Source organism: Rahnella aquatilis CIP 78.65 = ATCC 33071 (assembly GCF_000241955.1).
GTDB lineage: Bacteria > Pseudomonadota > Gammaproteobacteria > Enterobacterales > Enterobacteriaceae > Rahnella > Rahnella aquatilis.
Genome location: NC_016818.1, coordinates 4,421,489 through 4,440,643, shown reverse-complemented (window position 1 = coordinate 4,440,643; position 19,155 = coordinate 4,421,489). Strand labels below are relative to the sequence as shown.

18 protein-coding genes are annotated in these 19,155 nt (G+C 54.4%); 11 read left to right on the top strand and 7 right to left on the bottom strand.

Features of this window, described 5'->3' with window-relative positions; all coding sequences use genetic code 11:
• Positions 1-70 precede the first annotated feature (70 nt).
• Both RAHAQ2_RS20095 and RAHAQ2_RS20090 read left to right on the top strand, forming a co-directional pair.
• Positions 71-496, top strand: a complete 426-nt coding sequence (locus RAHAQ2_RS20095; protein WP_015698981.1) for a secondary thiamine-phosphate synthase enzyme YjbQ — start codon at positions 71-73, stop codon at positions 494-496.
• Positions 493-846 (top strand): MmcQ/YjbR family DNA-binding protein, encoded by a 354-nt coding sequence (locus tag RAHAQ2_RS20090; protein ID WP_015698980.1) that lies wholly within the window; start codon positions 493-495, stop codon positions 844-846. The genes RAHAQ2_RS20095 and RAHAQ2_RS20090 overlap by 4 nt, the downstream gene beginning before the upstream one ends.
• On the opposite strand, the gene RAHAQ2_RS20085 is transcribed toward RAHAQ2_RS20090, so the two are convergent.
• Both RAHAQ2_RS20085 and RAHAQ2_RS20080 read right to left on the bottom strand, forming a co-directional pair.
• On the bottom strand, positions 828-1,748 hold the full coding sequence (locus RAHAQ2_RS20085; RefSeq protein ID WP_015698979.1) for a pyridoxamine 5'-phosphate oxidase family protein: 921 nt from the start codon (positions 1,746-1,748) through the stop codon (positions 828-830). The genes RAHAQ2_RS20090 and RAHAQ2_RS20085 overlap by 19 nt on opposite strands.
• 6 nt (positions 1,749-1,754) lie before the next feature.
• Entirely contained in the window at positions 1,755-2,375 is a 621-nt protein-coding gene (locus tag RAHAQ2_RS20080; RefSeq protein ID WP_015698978.1) for a glutathione S-transferase, read from the bottom strand.
• A 101-nt stretch (positions 2,376-2,476) separates the two neighbouring features.
• Here RAHAQ2_RS20080 and RAHAQ2_RS20075 point away from each other — a divergent pair, with 101 nt between their 5' ends.
• The 4 genes from RAHAQ2_RS20075 to RAHAQ2_RS20060 all read left to right on the top strand — a co-directional run bounded on the left by RAHAQ2_RS20075 (position 2,477) and on the right by RAHAQ2_RS20060 (position 6,545).
• Positions 2,477-3,394, top strand: coding sequence for a LysR family transcriptional regulator (locus RAHAQ2_RS20075; RefSeq protein WP_015698977.1), 918 nt, complete (start codon positions 2,477-2,479; stop codon positions 3,392-3,394).
• Positions 3,395-3,509: 115 nt separating this feature from the next.
• Positions 3,510-4,691: an esterase gene (locus RAHAQ2_RS20070; RefSeq protein WP_015698976.1), complete on the top strand. Its 1,182-nt coding sequence runs from the start codon at positions 3,510-3,512 to the stop codon at positions 4,689-4,691.
• 79 nt (positions 4,692-4,770) lie between these two features.
• Entirely contained in the window at positions 4,771-5,811 is a 1,041-nt protein-coding gene (locus tag RAHAQ2_RS20065; protein WP_015698975.1) for a hypothetical protein, read from the top strand.
• A complete protein-coding gene (locus tag RAHAQ2_RS20060; protein WP_015698974.1) occupies positions 5,790-6,545 on the top strand; it encodes a hypothetical protein in 756 nt (251 codons plus the stop codon). Before RAHAQ2_RS20065 ends, RAHAQ2_RS20060 begins: the two co-directional genes overlap by 22 nt.
• Before the next feature lie 50 nt (positions 6,546-6,595).
• On the opposite strand, the gene uvrA is transcribed toward RAHAQ2_RS20060, so the two are convergent.
• Positions 6,596-9,451: an excinuclease ABC subunit UvrA gene (gene uvrA, locus RAHAQ2_RS20055; protein WP_015698973.1), complete on the bottom strand. Its 2,856-nt coding sequence runs from the start codon at positions 9,449-9,451 to the stop codon at positions 6,596-6,598.
• A 327-nt stretch (positions 9,452-9,778) separates the two neighbouring features.
• Here uvrA and RAHAQ2_RS20050 point away from each other — a divergent pair, with 327 nt between their 5' ends.
• Positions 9,779-10,321, top strand: a complete 543-nt coding sequence (locus RAHAQ2_RS20050) for a single-stranded DNA-binding protein (protein ID WP_015698972.1) — start codon at positions 9,779-9,781, stop codon at positions 10,319-10,321.
• A gap of 88 nt (positions 10,322-10,409) precedes the next feature.
• Here RAHAQ2_RS20050 and RAHAQ2_RS20045 read toward each other — a convergent pair whose 3' ends face one another.
• Together RAHAQ2_RS20045 and RAHAQ2_RS20040 are read right to left on the bottom strand one after the other, a co-directional pair.
• The gene (locus RAHAQ2_RS20045) at positions 10,410-11,810 is read right to left on the bottom strand and encodes an amidohydrolase family protein (protein ID WP_015698971.1); all 1,401 of its coding nucleotides are present in this window, start codon (positions 11,808-11,810) and stop codon (positions 10,410-10,412) included.
• A 113-nt stretch (positions 11,811-11,923) separates the two neighbouring features.
• Entirely contained in the window at positions 11,924-12,778 is an 855-nt protein-coding gene (locus tag RAHAQ2_RS20040; RefSeq protein ID WP_015698970.1) for a LysR family transcriptional regulator, read from the bottom strand.
• A gap of 204 nt (positions 12,779-12,982) precedes the next feature.
• On the opposite strand from RAHAQ2_RS20040, the gene RAHAQ2_RS20035 reads away from it, so the two are divergent.
• From RAHAQ2_RS20035 to RAHAQ2_RS20025, 3 genes are all read left to right on the top strand, one after another.
• Positions 12,983-13,663, top strand: a complete 681-nt coding sequence (locus RAHAQ2_RS20035; RefSeq protein WP_015698969.1) for a YopT-type cysteine protease domain-containing protein — start codon at positions 12,983-12,985, stop codon at positions 13,661-13,663.
• Positions 13,664-13,852: 189 nt separating this feature from the next.
• Complete coding sequence (gene hpxO, locus RAHAQ2_RS20030) at positions 13,853-15,010, top strand: FAD-dependent urate hydroxylase HpxO (protein WP_015698968.1); 1,158 nt, start codon at positions 13,853-13,855, stop codon at positions 15,008-15,010.
• A gap of 127 nt (positions 15,011-15,137) precedes the next feature.
• The gene (locus RAHAQ2_RS20025) at positions 15,138-16,724 is read left to right on the top strand and encodes a hypothetical protein (protein ID WP_015698967.1); all 1,587 of its coding nucleotides are present in this window, start codon (positions 15,138-15,140) and stop codon (positions 16,722-16,724) included.
• Positions 16,725-16,785: 61 nt separating this feature from the next.
• Here RAHAQ2_RS20025 and RAHAQ2_RS20020 read toward each other — a convergent pair whose 3' ends face one another.
• Together RAHAQ2_RS20020 and RAHAQ2_RS20015 are read right to left on the bottom strand one after the other, a co-directional pair.
• On the bottom strand, positions 16,786-17,277 hold the full coding sequence (locus RAHAQ2_RS20020; RefSeq protein WP_015698966.1) for a hypothetical protein: 492 nt from the start codon (positions 17,275-17,277) through the stop codon (positions 16,786-16,788).
• Between the two features lie 55 nt (positions 17,278-17,332).
• Positions 17,333-18,235, bottom strand: a complete 903-nt coding sequence (locus tag RAHAQ2_RS20015) for a LysR family transcriptional regulator (protein ID WP_015698965.1) — start codon at positions 18,233-18,235, stop codon at positions 17,333-17,335.
• A 121-nt stretch (positions 18,236-18,356) separates the two neighbouring features.
• Here RAHAQ2_RS20015 and RAHAQ2_RS20010 point away from each other — a divergent pair, with 121 nt between their 5' ends.
• Positions 18,357-19,097, top strand: a complete 741-nt coding sequence (locus RAHAQ2_RS20010) for an SDR family oxidoreductase (protein ID WP_015698964.1) — start codon at positions 18,357-18,359, stop codon at positions 19,095-19,097.
• The last annotated feature ends 58 nt before the right edge of the window (positions 19,098-19,155 follow it).

Genomic DNA, 19,155 nt, shown 5'->3' with positions numbered 1-19,155 from the left:
TTTATTTTTCGTCATGTTGCTGCACACTTACTACAGTTGAATTTACGGCTGAAAGGATATGGAAAGACATATGTGGCATCAGCAAACTATTACGCTCGGCGCAAAAGCGCGGGGCTTTCATCTGATCACCGATGAAGTGGTCAGCAAAATTGACCGTCTGCATGAAGTACAAACCGGGCTGGTGCATTTATTTATCCAGCACACTTCTGCGTCGCTGACGCTCAATGAGAATTGTGACCCGACCGTGCGCTACGACATGGAACAACATTTCATGCGCACCGTGCCGGAAAACGCGCCTTACGAGCATGATTACGAAGGCCGCGATGACATGCCGGGTCACATTAAGTCGTCGCTGTTAGGCGCATCATTAGTGCTGCCCGTTTCCCGGGGAAGATTGCTGCTTGGCACCTGGCAGGGGATCTGGCTGGGCGAACATCGGATCGACGGCGGACAACGCCGGATCGTCATCACATTACAAGGAGAAATCCAAACATGACCAGTTCGGAATTGCTGACCTATTGCATGGGAAAACCCGGCGCGGAGCAAAGTGTTGAAAATCAGCGCGGTGCTAATCAGGTAAAAGTGGGCGACGCGATGTTTGCCATGGTGTGTGAAATTGACGGCCGCGAGGCGATTTCGCTGAAAACCAGCCCGGAGCTGGCAGAGCAATTACGGGCAACACATCCGGATATTGTGCCGGGCGATCATCTCAACAAAGCGCACTGGAATACGGTGTTCCTCGACGGCTCGCTGCCCGATTCTCAGTTTTATTATTTGATCGACGGCTCCTACCAACTGGTGGTATCCGGGCTGCCGGAGGCGGTGCGTCAGGAAATTGGCCGCTGATTGTCCGGCCAGTTGCCGCTGCTGAGCGTTGCAGAGGAGAAGTCCGCCGTCTCTGCCCGCCACGGCAGTGCGCCACGAAAGCGCCACGCGCGGGTGATGTCCAGACTCCAGTAACGTTCTGCGCCCGCCGGACCGGGAATATCTTCCGGTTGCCAGTGGATCTGCGTGTGTCCCTGAAGATGCAACACATCACCGTTCTCAAAATCGATAAATAGCAGCGCCGCACGCGGTTCTGCCAGTAAATTCCCCAGCGTATTCATATAACGGTTACCGCGAAAATCAGGCACCCACAAACGGTTTCCCACCAGATGCGCAAACCCCGGCTGACCGCCGCGATGCGACACATCGGCACCGCCGTGCGCGTGGCTGGCGATAAAAAACGTATCGGCACGGGCAATCAGTGCGCGGGCGTCAGCATCCGGTTCGGACATATCCTCCCGCGCAGGCAGCGGCAAACTGACGGGCACATCGGCAAGTTTGCGAACCTGAATATACTGCGGACAATTACCAAAACTCTGATCGACGACGATCTCAATGCGGTTTTTATCCATGCGCCCGATCCTGCCGTTCACGCGGTTACGCCGCCGGTTGGAAAAATCGATCCCCAGTCCGCCGATCTGTTTCCCCGGTTGTAAGGCGGCCAGCGCCGGATCGTCCGCCCGCCTTGGCGCGTTCACCCGCAAATGGGTGTCATCCGGCGTGCGGATAAAACCGGCGGGGCCGGTCAGCAGAGTCGCCACTGGCCAGCCGTGGTCATCCAGCGTCGAGATAAACAAATACGGTAACGCGGCGAAAAACAGCCGGTGTTGTTCCGGCATCGCATCGCGGATGCCGTGTGCGGAAACATCAAACCCCGCCATGTCCTGCGCCAGGATTTCGTCTGCATGGAAAGGGTTATTCATCGTCTTTTACCCCGCAATCTCAGGCAGTGGCAACGCAGGCAGTGGCGTAAAGCCCGGCAGGCTTTCCACCCGTTTCAGCCAGCGGTGAATCGCCGGATAATCCGCCAGCGAAACGCCGCCTTCCGGTGCCGCCGCCACATAGCTGTAACAGGCCAGATCGGCAATTGTTGCCCGCTCCGTCGCCAGAAACTCGCTGTTTTCCAGATGTTGTTCAAGCTGCGGCAGAAATTTTGCCGACACGGTCAGCGCGCTTTCATAAGATTCCGGTGCAGAAAACTGTTTCACCATACGGGCAGATGCCGGGCCGTAACGCACTTCACCGGCGGCGCGGGACAACCATTTTTGCACTTCAGCGGCCTGCAGCGGATCTTCCGGCAACCAGTGGCTGTCGGGCGCGTAGCGTTTCACCAGATACACCAGAATCGCATTACTGTCGGTGACAACGTGTTCGCCGTCGGTCAGCACCGGCACCTGTTGCAGCGGATTTAACTGCGCGAACGCTGCGGTCTGGCGAACATCTTTGCCGCCGTCTTTGGTTTCAAAGGGCAGACTGAGCATGTTCAGCAGCAGGATGACACGGTGGCAGTGGCCGGAAAGCGGCGTACTGTAAAGTTGAATGGCGGGCATTGGCTGTCTCCTTTTGAGGTATGAATCAAAGATTACTCTTGCATCAGATGATTGTGATCCACGAAGATTGAAATTGAGCGTTTCACTTCGTGGAAGAATCTATGGATCGTTTGGACGAAATGGCGATTTTTGTCGCTGTACTTCAGTATGGCAGCCTGGCGGAAGCTGCCCGTAAACTTCACCGTTCTCCACCGGCCATCACCCGCGCCATTGCTTCGCTGGAACACCGGTTCGGCGCAAGGCTGGTGGAGCGCACCACCCGCAGTCTGGCGCCGACAGAAGCGGGCGCAAGGCTGGCGGAAAAAGCCCGGCTGCTGCTCAGCCAGTATCAGAATGCGGTAGAAGATACCGCTGAAACCCAGCTCAGCGGCCTGCTGCGCATCACCGCGCCGGTACAGTTCGGTCGCAAACACGTCGCGCCACTGGTGATGGAATTTCTGGCGCAACATCCTGATATGCAAATCGAAATGATGTTAAATGACCGTAATCTGGATCTGATTGACGAAGGGTTAGATCTGGCAGTACGCATCGGTCATCAGGAAGATTCAGGCAAAGTCGCGCGTAAGGTCGCCGAAGTGACCCGCGTGCTGGTCGCCAGCCCGGCGTATCTGGCGCAGCATGGCGAACCGCAGCATCCTTCGGAACTGGCCGCGCATCAGACGGTGATGGGCACGCTGCGCACGCAAATCCGGGAATGGCGTTTCGGGCCGCATGAGGATGATTTGCGCGTCCGGCTGTCGCCGCGTCTGCTTTCTAATGATGTGGAATCGCAGTTGCTGGCGGTGCGCAGCGGGCAGGGGATAGCACGGTTACTGTCGTATCAGGTGAAGGATGATGTGCAGGCGGGCAATATGGTGCGGATCCTGGCGGATTTCGAACCTTTGCCGTTGCCGGTACAACTGGTGGCGCAGCAGGTCCAGCAAATGCCGCGCAAGGTGCGGACTTTCTGGGACTTTGCTTATCAGCGGCTGAGTGCGCTGCCGCAGCTTCATGCGTTAGACGCATCTTCTGAACAGTGACGCCGATCACGCTCGCGGACGGCAAAAATAACCTACTCTGAGAGTTGTGCAAAAACAGTGAGTTACTTGAGGACAGGTTGTCCATTTGCTCACGCCAACCCAGAAGGAAAGGATGATGACCCGTAACCGGCTGAATCTCGCCACGCTTTTGATTCTGGCGCTCAGTGCGCCGTTCCCCCTGATCGTCTCTGCGCAAAGTCTGCCGCAGGATCCTGATGCGTCGGTGCCTGCGAAGAATTACATCACGGCGGTGAATCCTGATTTGACCATCACTTACCGGTTGTATGCGCCGACGGCTGAACATGTCGATGTGGTGACCGGCGCCACGCCGGTGACGTACATTCCGCATCAGATGACCAAGGATGATAAGGGCATCTGGAGCTGGACATCCGGTGCACAGAAGCCTGATCTCTATGAATATTTCTTCAACGTGGATGGTTTGCGGATTGCCGATCCGGGCAGTGCAATGCCCAAACCACAGCGTCAGGTGAATACCAGTTTAATCCTGGTGCCCGGCAGTATTCTTGATGTGAAAAACGTGCCGCACGGAGAAGTGCGCACCCTGACCTATCATTCCGCCGCGCTGAATTCCGAGCGTCAGGTCGCGGTATGGACGCCGCCTGGTTACAGCGATGCCTCAAAGCCGCTGCCGGTGCTGTATTTCTATCACGGCTTTGGCGACACTGGTCGCTCGGCGCTGGATCAGGGGCGCATTCCGCAAATCATGGATAACCTGCTGGCGGAGAAAAAAATCGTGCCGATGCTGGTAGTCATTCCGGATACCGAAACCGACGCCAAAGGCGTGGTGCCGGAAGATTACGTCACCAAAGATCGCCGCAAAGAGTTTTACCCGCGCAATGCTGCCGCCGCAGATAAAGAGCTGACCGGCGACATTATCCCGCTGATTTCCAAAACCTTCCGCGTACGTGATGACGCCGCCGGTCGCGCTTTGGCCGGGCTTTCACAGGGCGGCTATCAGACGCTGGTCAGCGGCATGACGCACCTTGATCAGTTTGGCTGGCTGGCGACACTCAGCGGCGTCAGCACTACGACCGTGCCGAATGCCGACGTGGCGAAACGCTTCGCCGAGCCGGAAAAAATCAACGCCCAGCTGAAAAACTTCACCGTGGTTGTCGGGGAAAAAGATGTGGTGACGGGCAAGGATATTGCCGGACTGAAAACCGAGCTGGAAGAGAAAAAGATTAAATTCGACTATCACGAATATCCGAATCTCGGCCACGAAATGGACGTCTGGCGCCCGGCCTATGCGGAGTTTGTGCAGAAGATATTTAAGTGATCTACGCGTGTAAAGTCATTTTTGACATGAAAAGCAGTGCAGTTTACACTCTAGAAAATGGCTTTACACGGATCCGCAAATGACTCGGAAAATAGCAGAACTGGGCGAATATCTCGAATCGGTCTTAGGCTTTAGCACCCGAGCTACCGAGGTAAAATTACCTGTTTCATTCAGTATTCAGGAGGCTTTTAGTTTCTTTGAATTGGAGATCCGCGTGCCAGGTGAAGCCTCTCTTATTTTACTGGCCGCCTTACAGCATGATGACGAATATCCTGGCATTGTCGCGCTAAGGAAACGTTTGTCACTGATTGAAAAGGTGACAAATAAAGTTGTTGTTTACGTCTGCGAAAATATGAACCTGGCGGAACGCCGTAGCCTGATTGAGCATCACATAAATTTTATTGCGATTAAAAAGCAATTCTTTATTCCTGAATTAGCCATGGATTTGCGTGAGGTTTTCAGAATCAGGAAAAACAGCACAGTAAAAAACGAAGAGATTGATTTTTCACCGGCCACTCAGGCCATGCTAATCCAGCTATTGTTTGACGAGTCAGCCTCTAAACCTGACGTGGTTTACACGGCAGATCAGCTAATGGGGTCGTACAAGTACAGCCGCGTGACGCTCTCCAAAGCAATTTCTGAACTGACAAAATCCGGGCTCCTTTCCTCAACGCATAAGCGAGATTTTTCGACCAGATACTATTCGCTCAGATTTTCACGTTCAAAAACTTTTGAAAAAGCATTGTTGATGATGCGCAATCCCATTAAAAAATTCGTTTGGATTAATAAGATCCCACCTTTGAATGAGGGGGTCTGCTATGCCGGAGACAGTGCCTTAGCGGAATACACGATGTTGGCCCGTCGCGCTAAGCCCGTATTTGCGATGACTCAGAAAGTATTCACTTCATTCCTGAAGAGTGGGGAATTTGATGAAGTCACTCATATCGACAGCGCCGTAGCTTCAGTTGAAATCTGGAGTTATCGGAGTCCCAAAGCTTCAACACATATCGTTGATGAAATATCTCTGTATCTGACACAGAAAGATAATCAGGACGAACGGGTCCAACTGGCACTCGGTGAACTTAAGGAGCAATACCCATGGATGAAATTCGGGGATTAAAACTGTTTGGCGAATATTTCAAAAAATATCAGGATCAATACGTACTCATCGGTGGTGTTGCATCCTGGATCACCATGGATGAAGCCGGAGAGGAATTTCGGGCCACCAAAGATCTGGATATAGTACTCATTATTGAGGCTCTGAGCCCTGATTTTGTCAGCCTGTTTTGGGAATTTATTAAGTCAGGCAGCTACGAGATCCGCCAGACTGGTGAGGGAAAGCCCATTTTTTACCGGTTTCTGAAACCAGAAGACACCACTTACCCCTTTCAGATTGAACTTTTCTCGCGTTCTCCACAAGGAATGGAACACCCGGAAGATGCTCAGATTATCCCGATCCCAAAAGATGAAGGTGTTTCCAGTCTCTCAGCCATCCTCCTCGATGAAGATTATTATGCCTTTCTCAGGGATGGCCTCCTGCGCACGGAATTATTCTCGTATATCGGAGCAGACAGGTTAATCCCTTTAAAAATGAATGCGTGGCTGGATCTGTCAACCCGCAAGGCCGCAGGAGAAACTGTGGATTCCCGTGTTGTTAATAAGCACAGAAATGATGTGATCCGATTATCAGGTCAATTGACAGGAAAGGCAGTCGCCATTTCCGAGAAGATTCGGGCTGACATGAAGATGTTTCTCACAAAACTGCCAGATGAGAGTATTGATCTCAGATCACTGAATGAGCGGGGTTCTGTAGAAGATGTCATCAAAAGGATCAGAGAAGGATTTGGTCTGTAATCATGGCAAACAAAAAGGCCTTCCGTTTGGGAAGGCCTTTTGCTATGGCTTTACGCGCTTTTCTTCGCCTGCTGGCTGTGGCGTTCCAGCAGTGGTTTCAGGAAGCGTGCGGTATGCGATTCTTTGCATTGTGCGACGGTTTCCGGTGTACCGGCGACCAGAATCTGTCCGCCACCCGCACCGCCTTCCGGCCCGAGATCGACAATCCAGTCCGCAGTTTTAATCACGTCCAGATTGTGTTCAATCACCACGATGGTGTTGCCCTGATCGCGTAACTGATGCAGCACTTCCAGCAGTTGCTGAATATCGGCAAAGTGCAGGCCGGTGGTCGGTTCGTCGAGAATATACAACGTCTGACCGGTGCCGCGTTTTGACAGCTCACGCGCCAGTTTCACGCGCTGCGCTTCACCGCCGGACAGCGTGGTCGCTGACTGGCCGAGGCTGATGTAAGTCAGACCGACGTCGATCAGCGTCTGCAATTTACGCGCAAGGGCAGGGACGGCATCGAAGAAATCACGCGCTTCTTCAATGGTCATCTCCAGCACTTCGTGGATGCTCTTGCCTTTGTATTTAATTTCCAGCGTTTCGCGGTTATAGCGTTTGCCTTTGCACTGGTCGCACGGCACATAAATATCCGGCAGGAAGTGCATCTCGACTTTGATCACGCCGTCGCCCTGACAGGCTTCGCAGCGACCGCCTTTAACGTTGAAACTGAAACGCCCCGGCGTATAGCCGCGTGAACGCGATTCTGGCACACCAGCAAACAGCTCGCGCACCGGCGTGAAAATACCGGTGTAGGTCGCCGGGTTGGAACGCGGTGTACGGCCAATCGGGCTTTGATCGATGTCGATGACTTTATCGAAATGCCCCAGACCTTCGATTTCGCGATACGGTGCCGCTTCGGCAATGGTCGCACCATTCAGTTCGCGCTGCGCCAGCGGGAACAGCGTGTCGTTGATCAGCGTCGATTTACCGGAACCGGACACGCCGGTGATGCAGGTAAACAGGCCTACCGGCAGCGTCAGCGTGACGTCTTTCAGGTTGTTGCCTTTGGCGCCGGACAGTTTCAGCACTTTAGCTGCATCTGCCGGAACACGCTGCGCCGGTACAGAGATTTCACGTTTACCGCTGAGGAACTGGCCGGTCAGTGAATTCTCGGTCGCCATAATGTCTTCAGCGGTGCCTTCAGCCACCACTTCGCCGCCGTGCACGCCCGCGCCCGGTCCGATATCAATAATATGGTCAGCGGCGCGGATCGCGTCTTCGTCATGTTCAACCACAATCACTGTGTTACCGAGGTCGCGCAGGTGGATCAGGGTTTCCAGCAGACGTTCGTTATCGCGCTGATGCAGGCCGATAGACGGCTCATCCAGCACGTACATCACGCCCACCAGACCGGCACCAATCTGGCTTGCCAGACGGATACGCTGGGCTTCGCCGCCGGACAGTGTTTCTGCAGAACGTGACAGCGAGAGGTAATTCAACCCGACATTCACCAGGAATTTCAGGCGATCGCCGATCTCTTTCAGCACTTTTTCCGCAATTTTGGCGCGCTGACCGCTGAGTTTCATATTGCGGAAGAAATCCATCGCATGGCCGATGCTGAAATCGGAGATTTCCGGCAGCGTGGTTTCTTCCACGAACACGTTACGGGCTTCTTCACGCAGGCGGGTGCCACGGCAGGACGTACACGGACGGTTGCTGATATATTTCGACAGCTCTTCACGTACCGCGCTGGATTCCGTTTCTTTATAACGGCGCTCCATATTGTGCAGCACGCCTTCAAACGGATGGCGACGAATCGACGTATCACCGCGATCGTTAATGTATTTGAATTCAATGGTGGTTTTGCCGGAACCGTGCAGGATCGCGTGTTGCACATCGCTGCCCAGTTCGTTAAACGGCGCTTCGACGTCGAAATCATAATGCTCGCCAAGAGAGCGCAGCATCTGGAAGTAATAGAAGTTACGGCGATCCCAGCCGCGTATCGCGCCACCCGCCAGCGAAAGCTCAGGGTTTTGCACCACGCGATCAGGATCGAAGAACTGCTGCACGCCCAGCCCGTCACAGGTCGGGCAGGCACCGGCCGGGTTGTTGAATGAGAACATGCGCGGTTCCAGCTCGCGCATGCTGTAGCCGCACACCGGACAGGCAAAGTTGGCCGAGAACAGCATCTCTTCGGCTTTCGGGTCATCCATATCGGCGACCACGGCGGTACCGCCGGAAAGCTCGAGCGCGGTTTCAAACGATTCCGCCAGACGTTGCGCCAGATCTTCACGTACTTTAAAGCGGTCAACGACCACTTCAATGGTGTGTTTTTTCTGCAATTCTAACGTCGGCGGATCGGACAAATCACAGACTTCACCATCAATACGCGCACGGATATAGCCCTGCGACGCCAGGTTTTCCAGCGTTTTGGTATGCTCACCTTTGCGGTCTTTAATGATGGTTGCCAGTAACATCAGGCGCTGGCCTTCCGGCTGCGCCAGCACGTTATCCACCATCTGGCTGACGGTCTGGGCTGACAGCGGAATATTATGATCCGGGCAGCGCGGCTCGCCCACGCGGGCAAACAGCAGACGCAGGTAGTCATGAATTTCCGTGATGGTCCCGACGGTAGAACGCGGGTTGTGCGACGTTGATTTTTGCTCAATCGAAATCGCCGGAGACAGACCTTCAATATGGTCGACGTCCGGTTTTTCCATTAAGGATAAAAATTGGCGTGCATAGGCTGACAGCGACTCGACGTAGCGGCGCTGGCCTTCGGCGTACAGCGTATCGAACGCCAGAGAGGACTTGCCTGAACCGGATAAGCCGGTGACAACAATCAGTTTGTCGCGCGGGATAATCAGGTTGATATTCTTGAGATTATGGGTGCGTGCGCCCCGAACTTCGATCTTATCCATTCATCATTCCCGGATTAACTTGATAGCTCACCGTGCCGGTGACCGCCGTGAAAACCTGTTTCGCGGCAGCCATCGAATCGGGCACAGAGAAGAACGTAACGCGCAATTATGACACAAATCACAGCCTGTGCCACCCCAAAACCTGAATGTATATCCAGTACTCGATGTAACGGGTGTTGTTTTGCTAAACGATTTATCGATGTTTCTCGCACGTAAATACTTACGTGGTGGGATTGCTGCATTTTGTGTTTATAATGACGCCATAGTGAGTCACTCACATCTCAAACTGTGGTTTCAGCCACGACATACATCATCAGGAGAATCCACATGGCCAGCAGAGGCGTAAACAAAGTTATTCTCGTCGGTAATCTGGGGCAAGACCCGGAAGTCCGCTACATGCCTAACGGCGGCGCGGTTGCCAACATCACTCTGGCAACGTCTGAAAGCTGGCGTGACAAAGCCACCGGCGAGCAGAAAGAAAAAACCGAATGGCACCGTGTGGTGTTGTTCGGCAAATTAGCGGAAGTCGCAGGCGAATACCTGAAGAAAGGTTCTCAGGTTTACATCGAAGGCGCACTGCAAACCCGTAAATGGACCGATCAGGCTGGCGTTGAAAAATACACCACCGAAGTCGTGGTTAACGTGGGCGGCACCATGCAGATGCTCGGCGGCCGTGCAAGCGGCGGCGCACCAGCCGGTGGCGGTCAGCCATCCGCAGGCGGCCAGCAGGGCGGTTGGGGTCAGCCTCAGCAGCCACAAGGCGGCAACCAGTTCAGCGGCGGCCAGCAGGCTCGTCCGGCTGCGCAAAACAACGCGCCAGCGCAGAACAACGAACCGCCAATGGATTTCGATGACGATATCCCGTTCTGATTGTTTGCCTTCGGGCATCAACGTACAGAACAACAAAAAGCCCCGAAAGGGGCTTTTTGTTGTCTGGCATTCAGGGATCTTTAATCCCTCACACTTTCCCAACCGCCCCGAACACCAGCCGTCCCTGATGGAACGTGGCCTTCACATCTGACACCCGCGCGACCGCTTCGGCGGAGCAACTGGCGTCGACCAGGATCATGTCGGCGTTATCGTTGACCGCAGGCCACTGGCGTTTGCCGCTGTCATCGAGCGGCAGGACGTTGCCGGTGGCGATGGCGAGAGAGCGGGTCAGGCCGAATTCGTCGGAGTTGCCGTAGAGCTGAGCGTAGAGGCTGGCTTTTTCCAGCATGCTGCCGGTGCCGAACGGCGACCAGTGGTCGATCACGCTGTCGGTGCCGGTCATGACAAATACGCCGTTCTGACTGAGCTGCGGCAGCGGCATGTTCAGTTTGCCGAGCGGAATAGTCGAGGCGACGGTGAACTGCTGTTCGGCAAGCCCGGCGATCACTTCATCGAGTTCCGCGCCCTGCATCATCGCCAGGGCAAAACCGTGGCTGAGCGTCACTTTGCCTTTTAGCTGCGGGTTTTTCTCCACGGTCTGAATCATGTATTTCACCGCCGCAATCCCGGCGGGCGTGGTTTCATGCAGATGAATATCTACGCCTTTGTGGGTATCCAGCGCAATCTGGAACATCGCATCGAGGGATTTTTCCATCGCACCGTCCACGTTAGTCGGGTCCAGCCCGCCGACGTACTGCACGCCCATTTGCATGGCTTCTCGCATCAACCCATCGACTTTCGAATGCAGCAAACCGTGCTGCGGAAACGCCACGATTTCACAGCTGAAATCCTGCTGATGTTTTTCCAGCGCACGCTTCAGATGCTCAAGACTTTTCAGGCCGCTGACCGGATCGATATTGCAGTGGCTGCGTGCCACCGTGGTGCCTTTGGAATGCAGCAGGCCGATGACCGCTTCGGCGTGTTCCACCGACGTCGGCAACAGTTGGGGGATCAGCACCTGTTCGCGGGCAATCATGTCCATGATGGTTTTGCCTCTGCGCGGACGCGGCGCTTCCCATTTGCCGCCGTAGAAGGTTTTGTCGAGGTGAATGTGCATGTCGCGCGTGGCGGGAAGCAGGAGTAATCCTCTGGCATCAAAAGCCGGCAAGGTGCTGGCGGGGGCGCCTTTTGCCGGCTGGATCGCCACGATTTTGCCGTTGTTGATTTCCAGGTTGTACAGCCCGGTTTGGGTGGCAATAACGATATCGCCTTCGCGCTCAAAACCCTCTTCCAGCCGCACATTGCGCAACTGGTAATGCGGCGCAGAAATCGCGTTGATCTGGCTGGCATCGTCACATTTTTCGTTCATGGCGCCCGGTTTGAACGGGGAGGCCGATGCCATGCCTGCCGTGAGCAGCGCGCCGGTGGCGGTGATTTTGGCGCTGTGCGAGAGAAAATGTCTGCGGCTTTGTTGCTGAGGATTTTGCACGTCGAATTCCTTAATCATGATGCGGGAGGATGCTGGCTTTCCCTTCACCTTAAAAGATGACGCCGGTTCCGGCTGTGATGTTTCCCACTGCCTGTCAGTGGAAAACACAATAGCTAGCTGAGCTGGCAAAAATCCTTTAGTTTTCCGGCCAGTGCGATTTGTGCAGGCGTCGCGTCGGGGCGGTAAAACAGCGCCAGTTCGACGTTATCCACCGGCGGCAATCCGCTTTCTGCTCCTAAAATCCGGTGCTCCGGCTGGCGGCAACTGGCGGGCAATAAAGTGACGCCTAATCCGGCTGCACTGGCCGCAACCAGCGCGGCGAGGCTGGCGCTGCTGTAACTGATACGCCAACTGCGCCCGAGAGCATCCAGTGCCTGACAGAGTTCCTCGCGGTATAGCCCGTTGAGCGGAAACAGCACCAGCGGGATCGGATCCCGTTCAAATGCCGGAAACGCGGCGCTGTCGAGCCACAACATCGGCTCTGGGCGCGCGGCGTTTGCCTTCTCACCGGTCAGTTGTTTCACCAGAATGATGTCCAGCATCTCCTGCTGCCAGGCGCGGCGTAGTTCATGGCTCAGGCCGCTGGTGACATCGAGGCGGATATGCGGATGGGCGCGGCTGAACTGCGCCAGAAGGGAAGTGGTCGCTGCGGCAAAATCCTCCGGCACGCCGAGACGCACCACGCCGTCCGGCCACTGGTCGCTCAGCGCGTCGTGCGCTTCACCGTTCAGCGCGATAATCCGCCGTGCATAACCGAGCAACCGTTCGCCTTCTTCCGTCAGTTGCACCTGATGAGATGTGCGCTCCAGCAACGGTTTGCCCAGCGCGTCTTCCAGCCGGCGGATTTGCTGGCTGACCGTCGATTGCGACAGGTATACGCGGTCAGCAGCGCGGGTAAAACTGCCGGTTTCGCAGACGGCGACAAAACTGAGTAACTGCTGCGGGCTGAACATCGGATAGCGATTCATTTTATAAATACTTATGGTTTAGGTATTCGAAATATCAATACCCGGCAGAGTATCAACCTTCGCCCTCCTGCACCAGATGGGTGTCAGGATCACTTCACCAGACAAGATATCTTTCCTTTTTCTGAATTAATAATTTCCAGCATTAAAAATCTCCTTTCTTTATAGTTTGCAAATATTTTGTTGATAATTGAGTGAAGTAATTTTATGCGAATGGATTCAGTCAGACTAATACAGGGTTCTAATGGGATATACAATAAATTCCGGCAGGGTGAATATATTAAGAAAAACAAATGGGATAGTTGTGATTCACTAAAACGTAAGGGAGCATGGACCGGGAATAGTTATGACCGTGCAGGACGGGTGGTGGAATATGGTTTTGAAAGCGGTGTGTGTCAGGGATTGATTGGTGCTTACCTGATATCAGGTCAAAACTGGCCCCAGTTCAGTGCGTATATCAGCAGTGAGCGGGGTAAGGCAGTGGTGCGTGGGATTATGAATTTTCAGGAACACCTGAGCGCCAGCGGGAATATGAAAGAAATGAAAAACGTTTTTCATGGCATCCTTAAACCGCATCGCGTTAATTTCATTCGGGAAGAGATCCGGCTGACAGAAAATACGCCAATAAAAATGTCTCAGGCAATATTAAAGAATATCACTCAGGGTAACGGCTTCCATATATCCATTAAGAAAGCGTCCGGTGGGCATTCTTTGGGCATCAGGGCTGACGCCAGTCAAATCAAATTTTTTGACCCCAATTATGGCGAAATTATTTTTGCTTATAAGAATGGCATGAGTGATGAAATGGAAAGATTTCTGACGCATGTTTTTTCGGAATACTACAGCCAGTACTTTATGTTAACGATTGAGCACTATTCCGTTCACTGAGGACCGGCAGTGACAGGGACAACGCACCAAGATGACCCACCGCACCGCGATTACGCCTCGCTTTAGCGCAACCGGTGCTACAAAAGGCACGGTGCAATTTCCCTTAAGATTGTATACAAGGCTTTGGCGGCAAATCGCTTTTCTGGTACAGAAATTGCTTTTCCCTTAAGAGACTCAGGGGAGAAAAATATGAAAGCGATCGTGATTGGTGGCGGTATTGGCGGTGCATGTGCGGCAATTGCGCTGAAGCGTTTTGGCATCGACACGGCTGTATACGAGGCGGTGAAAGAGATCAAACCGGTAGGCGCGGCGATTTCCATCTGGCCGAACGGCGTCAAATGCCTGAATTATCTCGGTATGAAAGAGGCGCTACGCAAACTCGGCGGCAATATGCGCTTCATGGCCTACAAAGACTACCAGCAGGGTAAGACCATGACGCGTTTTAGTATGGATCCGCTGATCCAGAGCGTCGGCGAACAGCCCTATCCGGTGGCGCGCGCTGAACTTCAGTCGATGCTGCTCGATACCTATGGCCGCGATCGGGTGCAATTCGGCAAGCGCGTGACGCACGTCGAAGAATCCGCCGACAGCGTCACAGCCTGGTTTGAAGACGGCACCTCCGCGACCGGTGACTTGTTGATCGCGGCCGACGGCACCCATTCCATTATCCGCCAGCATGTTCTGGGTTATGCGACGGAGCGCCGCTATGCCGGTTACGTCAACTGGAACGGTCTGGTGGAAATCGATGAGAGTATCGCGCCCGCCGATCAATGGACGACATTTGTCGGCGAAGGCAAGCGCGTTTCACTGATGCCGGTGAGCGGCAACCGTTTCTACTTCTTCTTTGACGTACCTTTGCCGAAAGGCTTGCCGCAGGATCGCACCACGGTACGCGAGGATTTGCAGGGCTACTTTGCGGGCTGGGCGGAACCGGTGCAGAAACTGATCAGTCAGATTAATCCCGAGACCACCAACCGCGTCGAAATCCATGATATCGAACCCTTTATGCAACTGGTTAAAGGCCGGATTGCGCTGCTTGGCGATTCCGGCCACAGCACTACGCCGGATATCGGGCAGGGCGGTTGCGCGGCGATGGAGGATGCGGTCGTGCTGGCCAATATGTTGCAGACCAATTCGTTAGGCATTGAAGATGCACTGCTGCGTTATCAGGAAAAACGCGCATATCGCGTGAAGGATCTGGTACTGAAAGCACGTAAACGCTGCGATGTCACCCATGGCAAAGAAATGGCTGTCACCGAACAATGGTACGAGGATCTGAAAAGTGAAACCGGTGAACGCATTCTTTCCGGCATGTGCGAAACCATTCTGGGCGGCCCGCTGGAATAACGCCGCGACGTGCAGGAAATAACTTTTTACATGTCCTTAAAGTTTCCTGTTTTTTTGCCGAAAATAGCATCAGAAGGATCAGGGTATCCACTGGCGCTATGGCGCAAAAACATAGGGATTTATCGGGATGACAGTTATCTCTGCGACAGGTAATCAGGCGCTCAATACGCTGGTTACGTCAACAAAATCACTGACGGCAGTCACTACTGCAGCCAGCCAGCAGCAGGCTTCGACGGCGCAATCCACCACGGTAATGATCGGCCAGGCGGACACCGCTTCGCCGGTCTACAACATCACCAGACCGGCACTGGTCTGGGAACGTTCTTCCAGCGATCTGATGTCTTCAAAGCTTGCATCGAACTTCAGCCATTCCGGGAATGCGGCGCGTTTTACCGGACTCGGTGCGGCGCTGCTTGAGCGTTTCACTAGCGACAGCAGCAGCTATTCGCAATCGGTGATGAAGCAGACTTCCGCTCAGTCGACCCGTTCGGCGGGCAACGTCGCCGCCCAAACTCAACTTCATACCAAAGCCGATAACCAGATAAGCCTGAGCATTAAAACCGCCAGCGGTGCGCGGGTGGATATCACGCTGGGCAGTGATGATGACGGACTCGGCGTGCAGGTGAATGTCAGCAAAGGCACTCTCAGCGATACGGATCGTAAAGCGCTGGCCGGGCTGGCGGAAGGTTTTCAGAAAGCGATTGATGGCCTGACGGCGCAACCGCCAAAGCTGAATCTGAGCGGGCTGACGAAGTTTGATACCTCGGTGCTGTCGTCGGTGGACTTACACGCCACGCTGGGCACGACCCATCCTCAGACGCTGGATTTCCACGCCGATGCCAGTACACGCTCGGTGAAGTCGACGGGTATTGCCGGTACGGTGGATATCAGCGTCGATATGAGTAAACGCGCATTACTCGGCACAGAAAGCCAGCAGAAGCAGGCGCTGAACAGTTATCTGAAACAAATCAACAGTGCAGGCAATCGTGGTAATGCTGATGAATCGCTGATGAACATGTTCAAAGATGCCTTTACGGCGCTGAACAGTCATTATGGCGAGACAGCGACGACCTATAAAAGCCGGGGCTCTGAGCCGGTCTATTTCTCGCTGACCAAAACCGATAAAAACATGATGACCGGGCTGGCGGATTTCACAGCGTCAGTCTCGCAGACACCGGTTGATTCCACTAATCCGTTGCGCCCGGACGAAACCGATACGTTCTCTTATCAGGTTTCTCAAACCAGCACGATCACCGGCACCAGTACGCAGGATCGCAACATCACACAAAAGCAGCAGTCACATCTGGTTGCCAGCTACCATGAGTCGCTGACACCGGGGCTGAAACTGAATCTGACCAGCGACCGCAACTCGCAGAATTACCTTTACTATCAGATTGATGACACGGCAGAAAGCACGACGTCCGTGCAATATCACAAAGGTGCGCTGATGAGTGCCACAGTGGCTCAGTCCGCCAGCAACTCAGCACATATTCAGAAATACGTCAAAGGCGCGCTGGAATCCGACATCACCACGCCGGAAATCACGTCGAAAACCACTGACCTGCTCGGTAAGCTGCAATCGGCCTGGGAAAATGACGCCCCGCGCATGTCGTTCCGGGATTATCTGAATCATCAGACCCTGCCGGATCTCAGCGGGATGGTACTGATGGAATCGGATCCTGCGCAGCTAATAAACGGTTCTTCATTCGCATAGCTGAAGTGGTGTAAATGAAGCAAAACGGCCCCGTCCGGGGCTGTTCTTTTCTCTTTAATGCTTACCTGGATATCTCAAACTTCGTCCCTTTCACCACAATTTCATCAAATTGCAGATGATGCATAAACTCGCGCAAAATCAGCAGCGTGGCGGCGAAATCATTGCCGTCAGGAATGCCTTCGAAATGCGCAGGACGGCCATTAATCACCAGCGCCAGCCGGTCAAACGTGCGTTCCACTGCATCCAGCGACAACGTCATCACTTCGTTTTCCGCTTCACCGGCAATGCGGGCCAGCACACGGATATCGTTGTCCGTGCTGAATAATTTAGCGCCCGGAGGAATGTCGTGCCGGATGCGCGTCACTTCATCTTCGACCACCATAATGGCGGTTTCCATTTCATCCGGCGTCGGCGGTGAATGGCGGAAATAGCCGACGGAGGTGAGTTGAGAGCCCAGTGTCAGGAGCAAACTTTTATCTTCGCTATCATCATTACGGACGATAACTTGCGTTTCTTCGCTGCCGATATGCAGCAATACAGCAGGTGTGATCATCGGCTTCTCCCAATCGTTAACGTTGTGACGTCATGCCTTCTGAGCAGAAAAACTATCATGTCAGATGCGGATCACGCCGCGCAAACTCTTTCACCATCCAGTCGATAAACACCCGCACACGGGGCGAAAGCTGGCGGTTACGCGGGTAAAGCAGGGAAACCGGCAGCGAACCGGCCGGGAAATCCGCCAGAATTTGCACCAGGCTTCCCTGTGCCAGATCCTCCAGCAGGCCGTAATGCGGCACCTGAATAATTCCCATCCCGCGCCGTGCGGCTTCTTTCATGCTTTCCGCGCCGTTGACCGACAAACTGGTTGGCAGCAGGATTTCGCGTGTTTTGCCTTGCTGCTGAAAAACCAGCGGCAGCAGCCCGCCGGTCGCACTGGAACGAAAACCAATCATCCGGTGACCGGCCAGATCGTCCGGTGTTTCCGGTATGCCAAAACGTTGCAGATAGTCCGGGCTGGCGCAGGTAATTTCCGGCAACGTACCGAGCGGCCGTGCCACCATATCGCTGTCTTTCAGCTCTCCGGCGCGGATCACACAATCGATGCCTTCCCGCACCAGATCCACCAGCCGGTCGCCTTCGCTCATGTAAAACTCAATGTCGGGATACTGCGCCAGAAAATCCGGCAGGCCGGGCAGCAGAAAATGTCGCGCCATCGACCCGTGTACATCCACCCGCAATAACCCTTTCGGCTGCGCACCGGCAAAGGCCATTTCGGCATCTTCCACATCCGCCAGGATACGCAGACAGCGCTGATAATAGGCTTCGCCGTCCAGTGTCGGGCTGACGTGACGGGTGGTGCGTTGCAGAAGCCGGATGTTGAGCCGCGTCTCCAGTTGCTTAATGGCATCGGTCACCGTCGAGCGTTTCAGGTTCAGCGCCTGTGCGGCCTGGGTAAAACTGCGCAGTTCCACCACGCGGGTGAATAACTGCATGCTGTCGAGTTTATCCATGATGATTGTTCGCCTTTTCCGGATAGTAATAACGAATATCAGGTAATTATCCGGCAGCGTCAATCGGCTACGCTTTCCTCACCGACAACAGATCCGAATTACTGAAAAAAGGGAACGCATCATGACTTCATCAAAACAGAAAGTCGCGCTGGTCACCGGCGCATCACGCGGTATTGGCGCCGCCATCGCAGAGCGTCTGGCGCGCGACGGTTTTACCGTGATTGTGAACTACTCACGCGGTGCGGCAGAAGCCGACGCGGTGGTCAGCAAAATTGAACAGGCAGGCGGGAGGGCCATCAGCGCGCAGGCGGATGTCAGCGACGCGGCGGCGGTCGGCCGGATGTTTGCCAGCGCGGAACAGGCGTTTGGCGGCGTGGATATACTGGTGAATAACGCGGGAATTATGACGCTTTCGGCTATTGCCGACACCGACGATGCGGCGTTCGATCGCCTTATCGACATCAATCTGAAAGGCACTTTTAACACGCTGCGTGAAGCGGCGAAACATCTGCACGACGGCGGGCGCATCATCAATTTCTCATCGACGGTTGTCGGTTTATATCAGCCGACTTATGGCGTGTATGCCGCGACCAAAGCCGCTGTCGAGGCGCTGAGCCGTGTGCTGACCAAAGAAATGCGCGGCCGCCAGATAACCGTCAATACTGTGGCGCCTGGCCCGACGGCAACGGATTTATTCCTCAACGGTAAATCTGATCAGCTGGTGGCAACCATCGCCAAAACCTCACCGCTCGAGCGCCTCGGGCAGCCGGAAGATATCGCCTCTGTGGTCGCGTTCCTCGCCGGACCCGACGGTGCCTGGGTGAACGGCCAGACGCTGAAGGCGAATGGTGGGATTATTTAACACGCCTGTTTAAGCCAGGAAGATAAATATTCTGAATGCAACTCGCAAAGGCCCGTCT

Excerpts from the sequence above, each read along its gene's own strand:
- RAHAQ2_RS20060 (WP_015698974.1), top strand. The coding sequence starts at position 5,790 with ATGGATGAAATTCGGGGATTAAAACTGTTTGGCGAATATTTCAAAAAA.
- RAHAQ2_RS20050 (WP_015698972.1), top strand. The coding sequence starts at position 9,779 with ATGGCCAGCAGAGGCGTAAACAAAGTTATTCTCGTCGGTAATCTGGGG.
- RAHAQ2_RS20035 (WP_015698969.1), top strand. The coding sequence starts at position 12,983 with ATGCGAATGGATTCAGTCAGACTAATACAGGGTTCTAATGGGATATAC.
- RAHAQ2_RS20085 (WP_015698979.1), bottom strand. The coding sequence starts at position 1,748 with ATGAATAACCCTTTCCATGCAGACGAAATCCTGGCGCAGGACATGGCG.
- RAHAQ2_RS20015 (WP_015698965.1), bottom strand. The coding sequence starts at position 18,235 with ATGGATAAACTCGACAGCATGCAGTTATTCACCCGCGTGGTGGAACTG.
- RAHAQ2_RS20090 (WP_015698980.1), top strand. The coding sequence starts at position 493 with ATGACCAGTTCGGAATTGCTGACCTATTGCATGGGAAAACCCGGCGCG.
- uvrA (WP_015698973.1), bottom strand. The coding sequence starts at position 9,451 with ATGGATAAGATCGAAGTTCGGGGCGCACGCACCCATAATCTCAAGAAT.
- hpxO (WP_015698968.1), top strand. The coding sequence starts at position 13,853 with ATGAAAGCGATCGTGATTGGTGGCGGTATTGGCGGTGCATGTGCGGCA.
- RAHAQ2_RS20095 (WP_015698981.1), top strand. The coding sequence starts at position 71 with ATGTGGCATCAGCAAACTATTACGCTCGGCGCAAAAGCGCGGGGCTTT.
- RAHAQ2_RS20040 (WP_015698970.1), bottom strand. The coding sequence starts at position 12,778 with ATGAATCGCTATCCGATGTTCAGCCCGCAGCAGTTACTCAGTTTTGTC.
- RAHAQ2_RS20080 (WP_015698978.1), bottom strand. The coding sequence starts at position 2,375 with ATGCCCGCCATTCAACTTTACAGTACGCCGCTTTCCGGCCACTGCCAC.
- RAHAQ2_RS20065 (WP_015698975.1), top strand. The coding sequence starts at position 4,771 with ATGACTCGGAAAATAGCAGAACTGGGCGAATATCTCGAATCGGTCTTA.
- RAHAQ2_RS20070 (WP_015698976.1), top strand. The coding sequence starts at position 3,510 with ATGACCCGTAACCGGCTGAATCTCGCCACGCTTTTGATTCTGGCGCTC.
- RAHAQ2_RS20075 (WP_015698977.1), top strand. The coding sequence starts at position 2,477 with ATGGATCGTTTGGACGAAATGGCGATTTTTGTCGCTGTACTTCAGTAT.
- RAHAQ2_RS20025 (WP_015698967.1), top strand. The coding sequence starts at position 15,138 with ATGACAGTTATCTCTGCGACAGGTAATCAGGCGCTCAATACGCTGGTT.
- RAHAQ2_RS20010 (WP_015698964.1), top strand. The coding sequence starts at position 18,357 with ATGACTTCATCAAAACAGAAAGTCGCGCTGGTCACCGGCGCATCACGC.
- RAHAQ2_RS20020 (WP_015698966.1), bottom strand. The coding sequence starts at position 17,277 with ATGATCACACCTGCTGTATTGCTGCATATCGGCAGCGAAGAAACGCAA.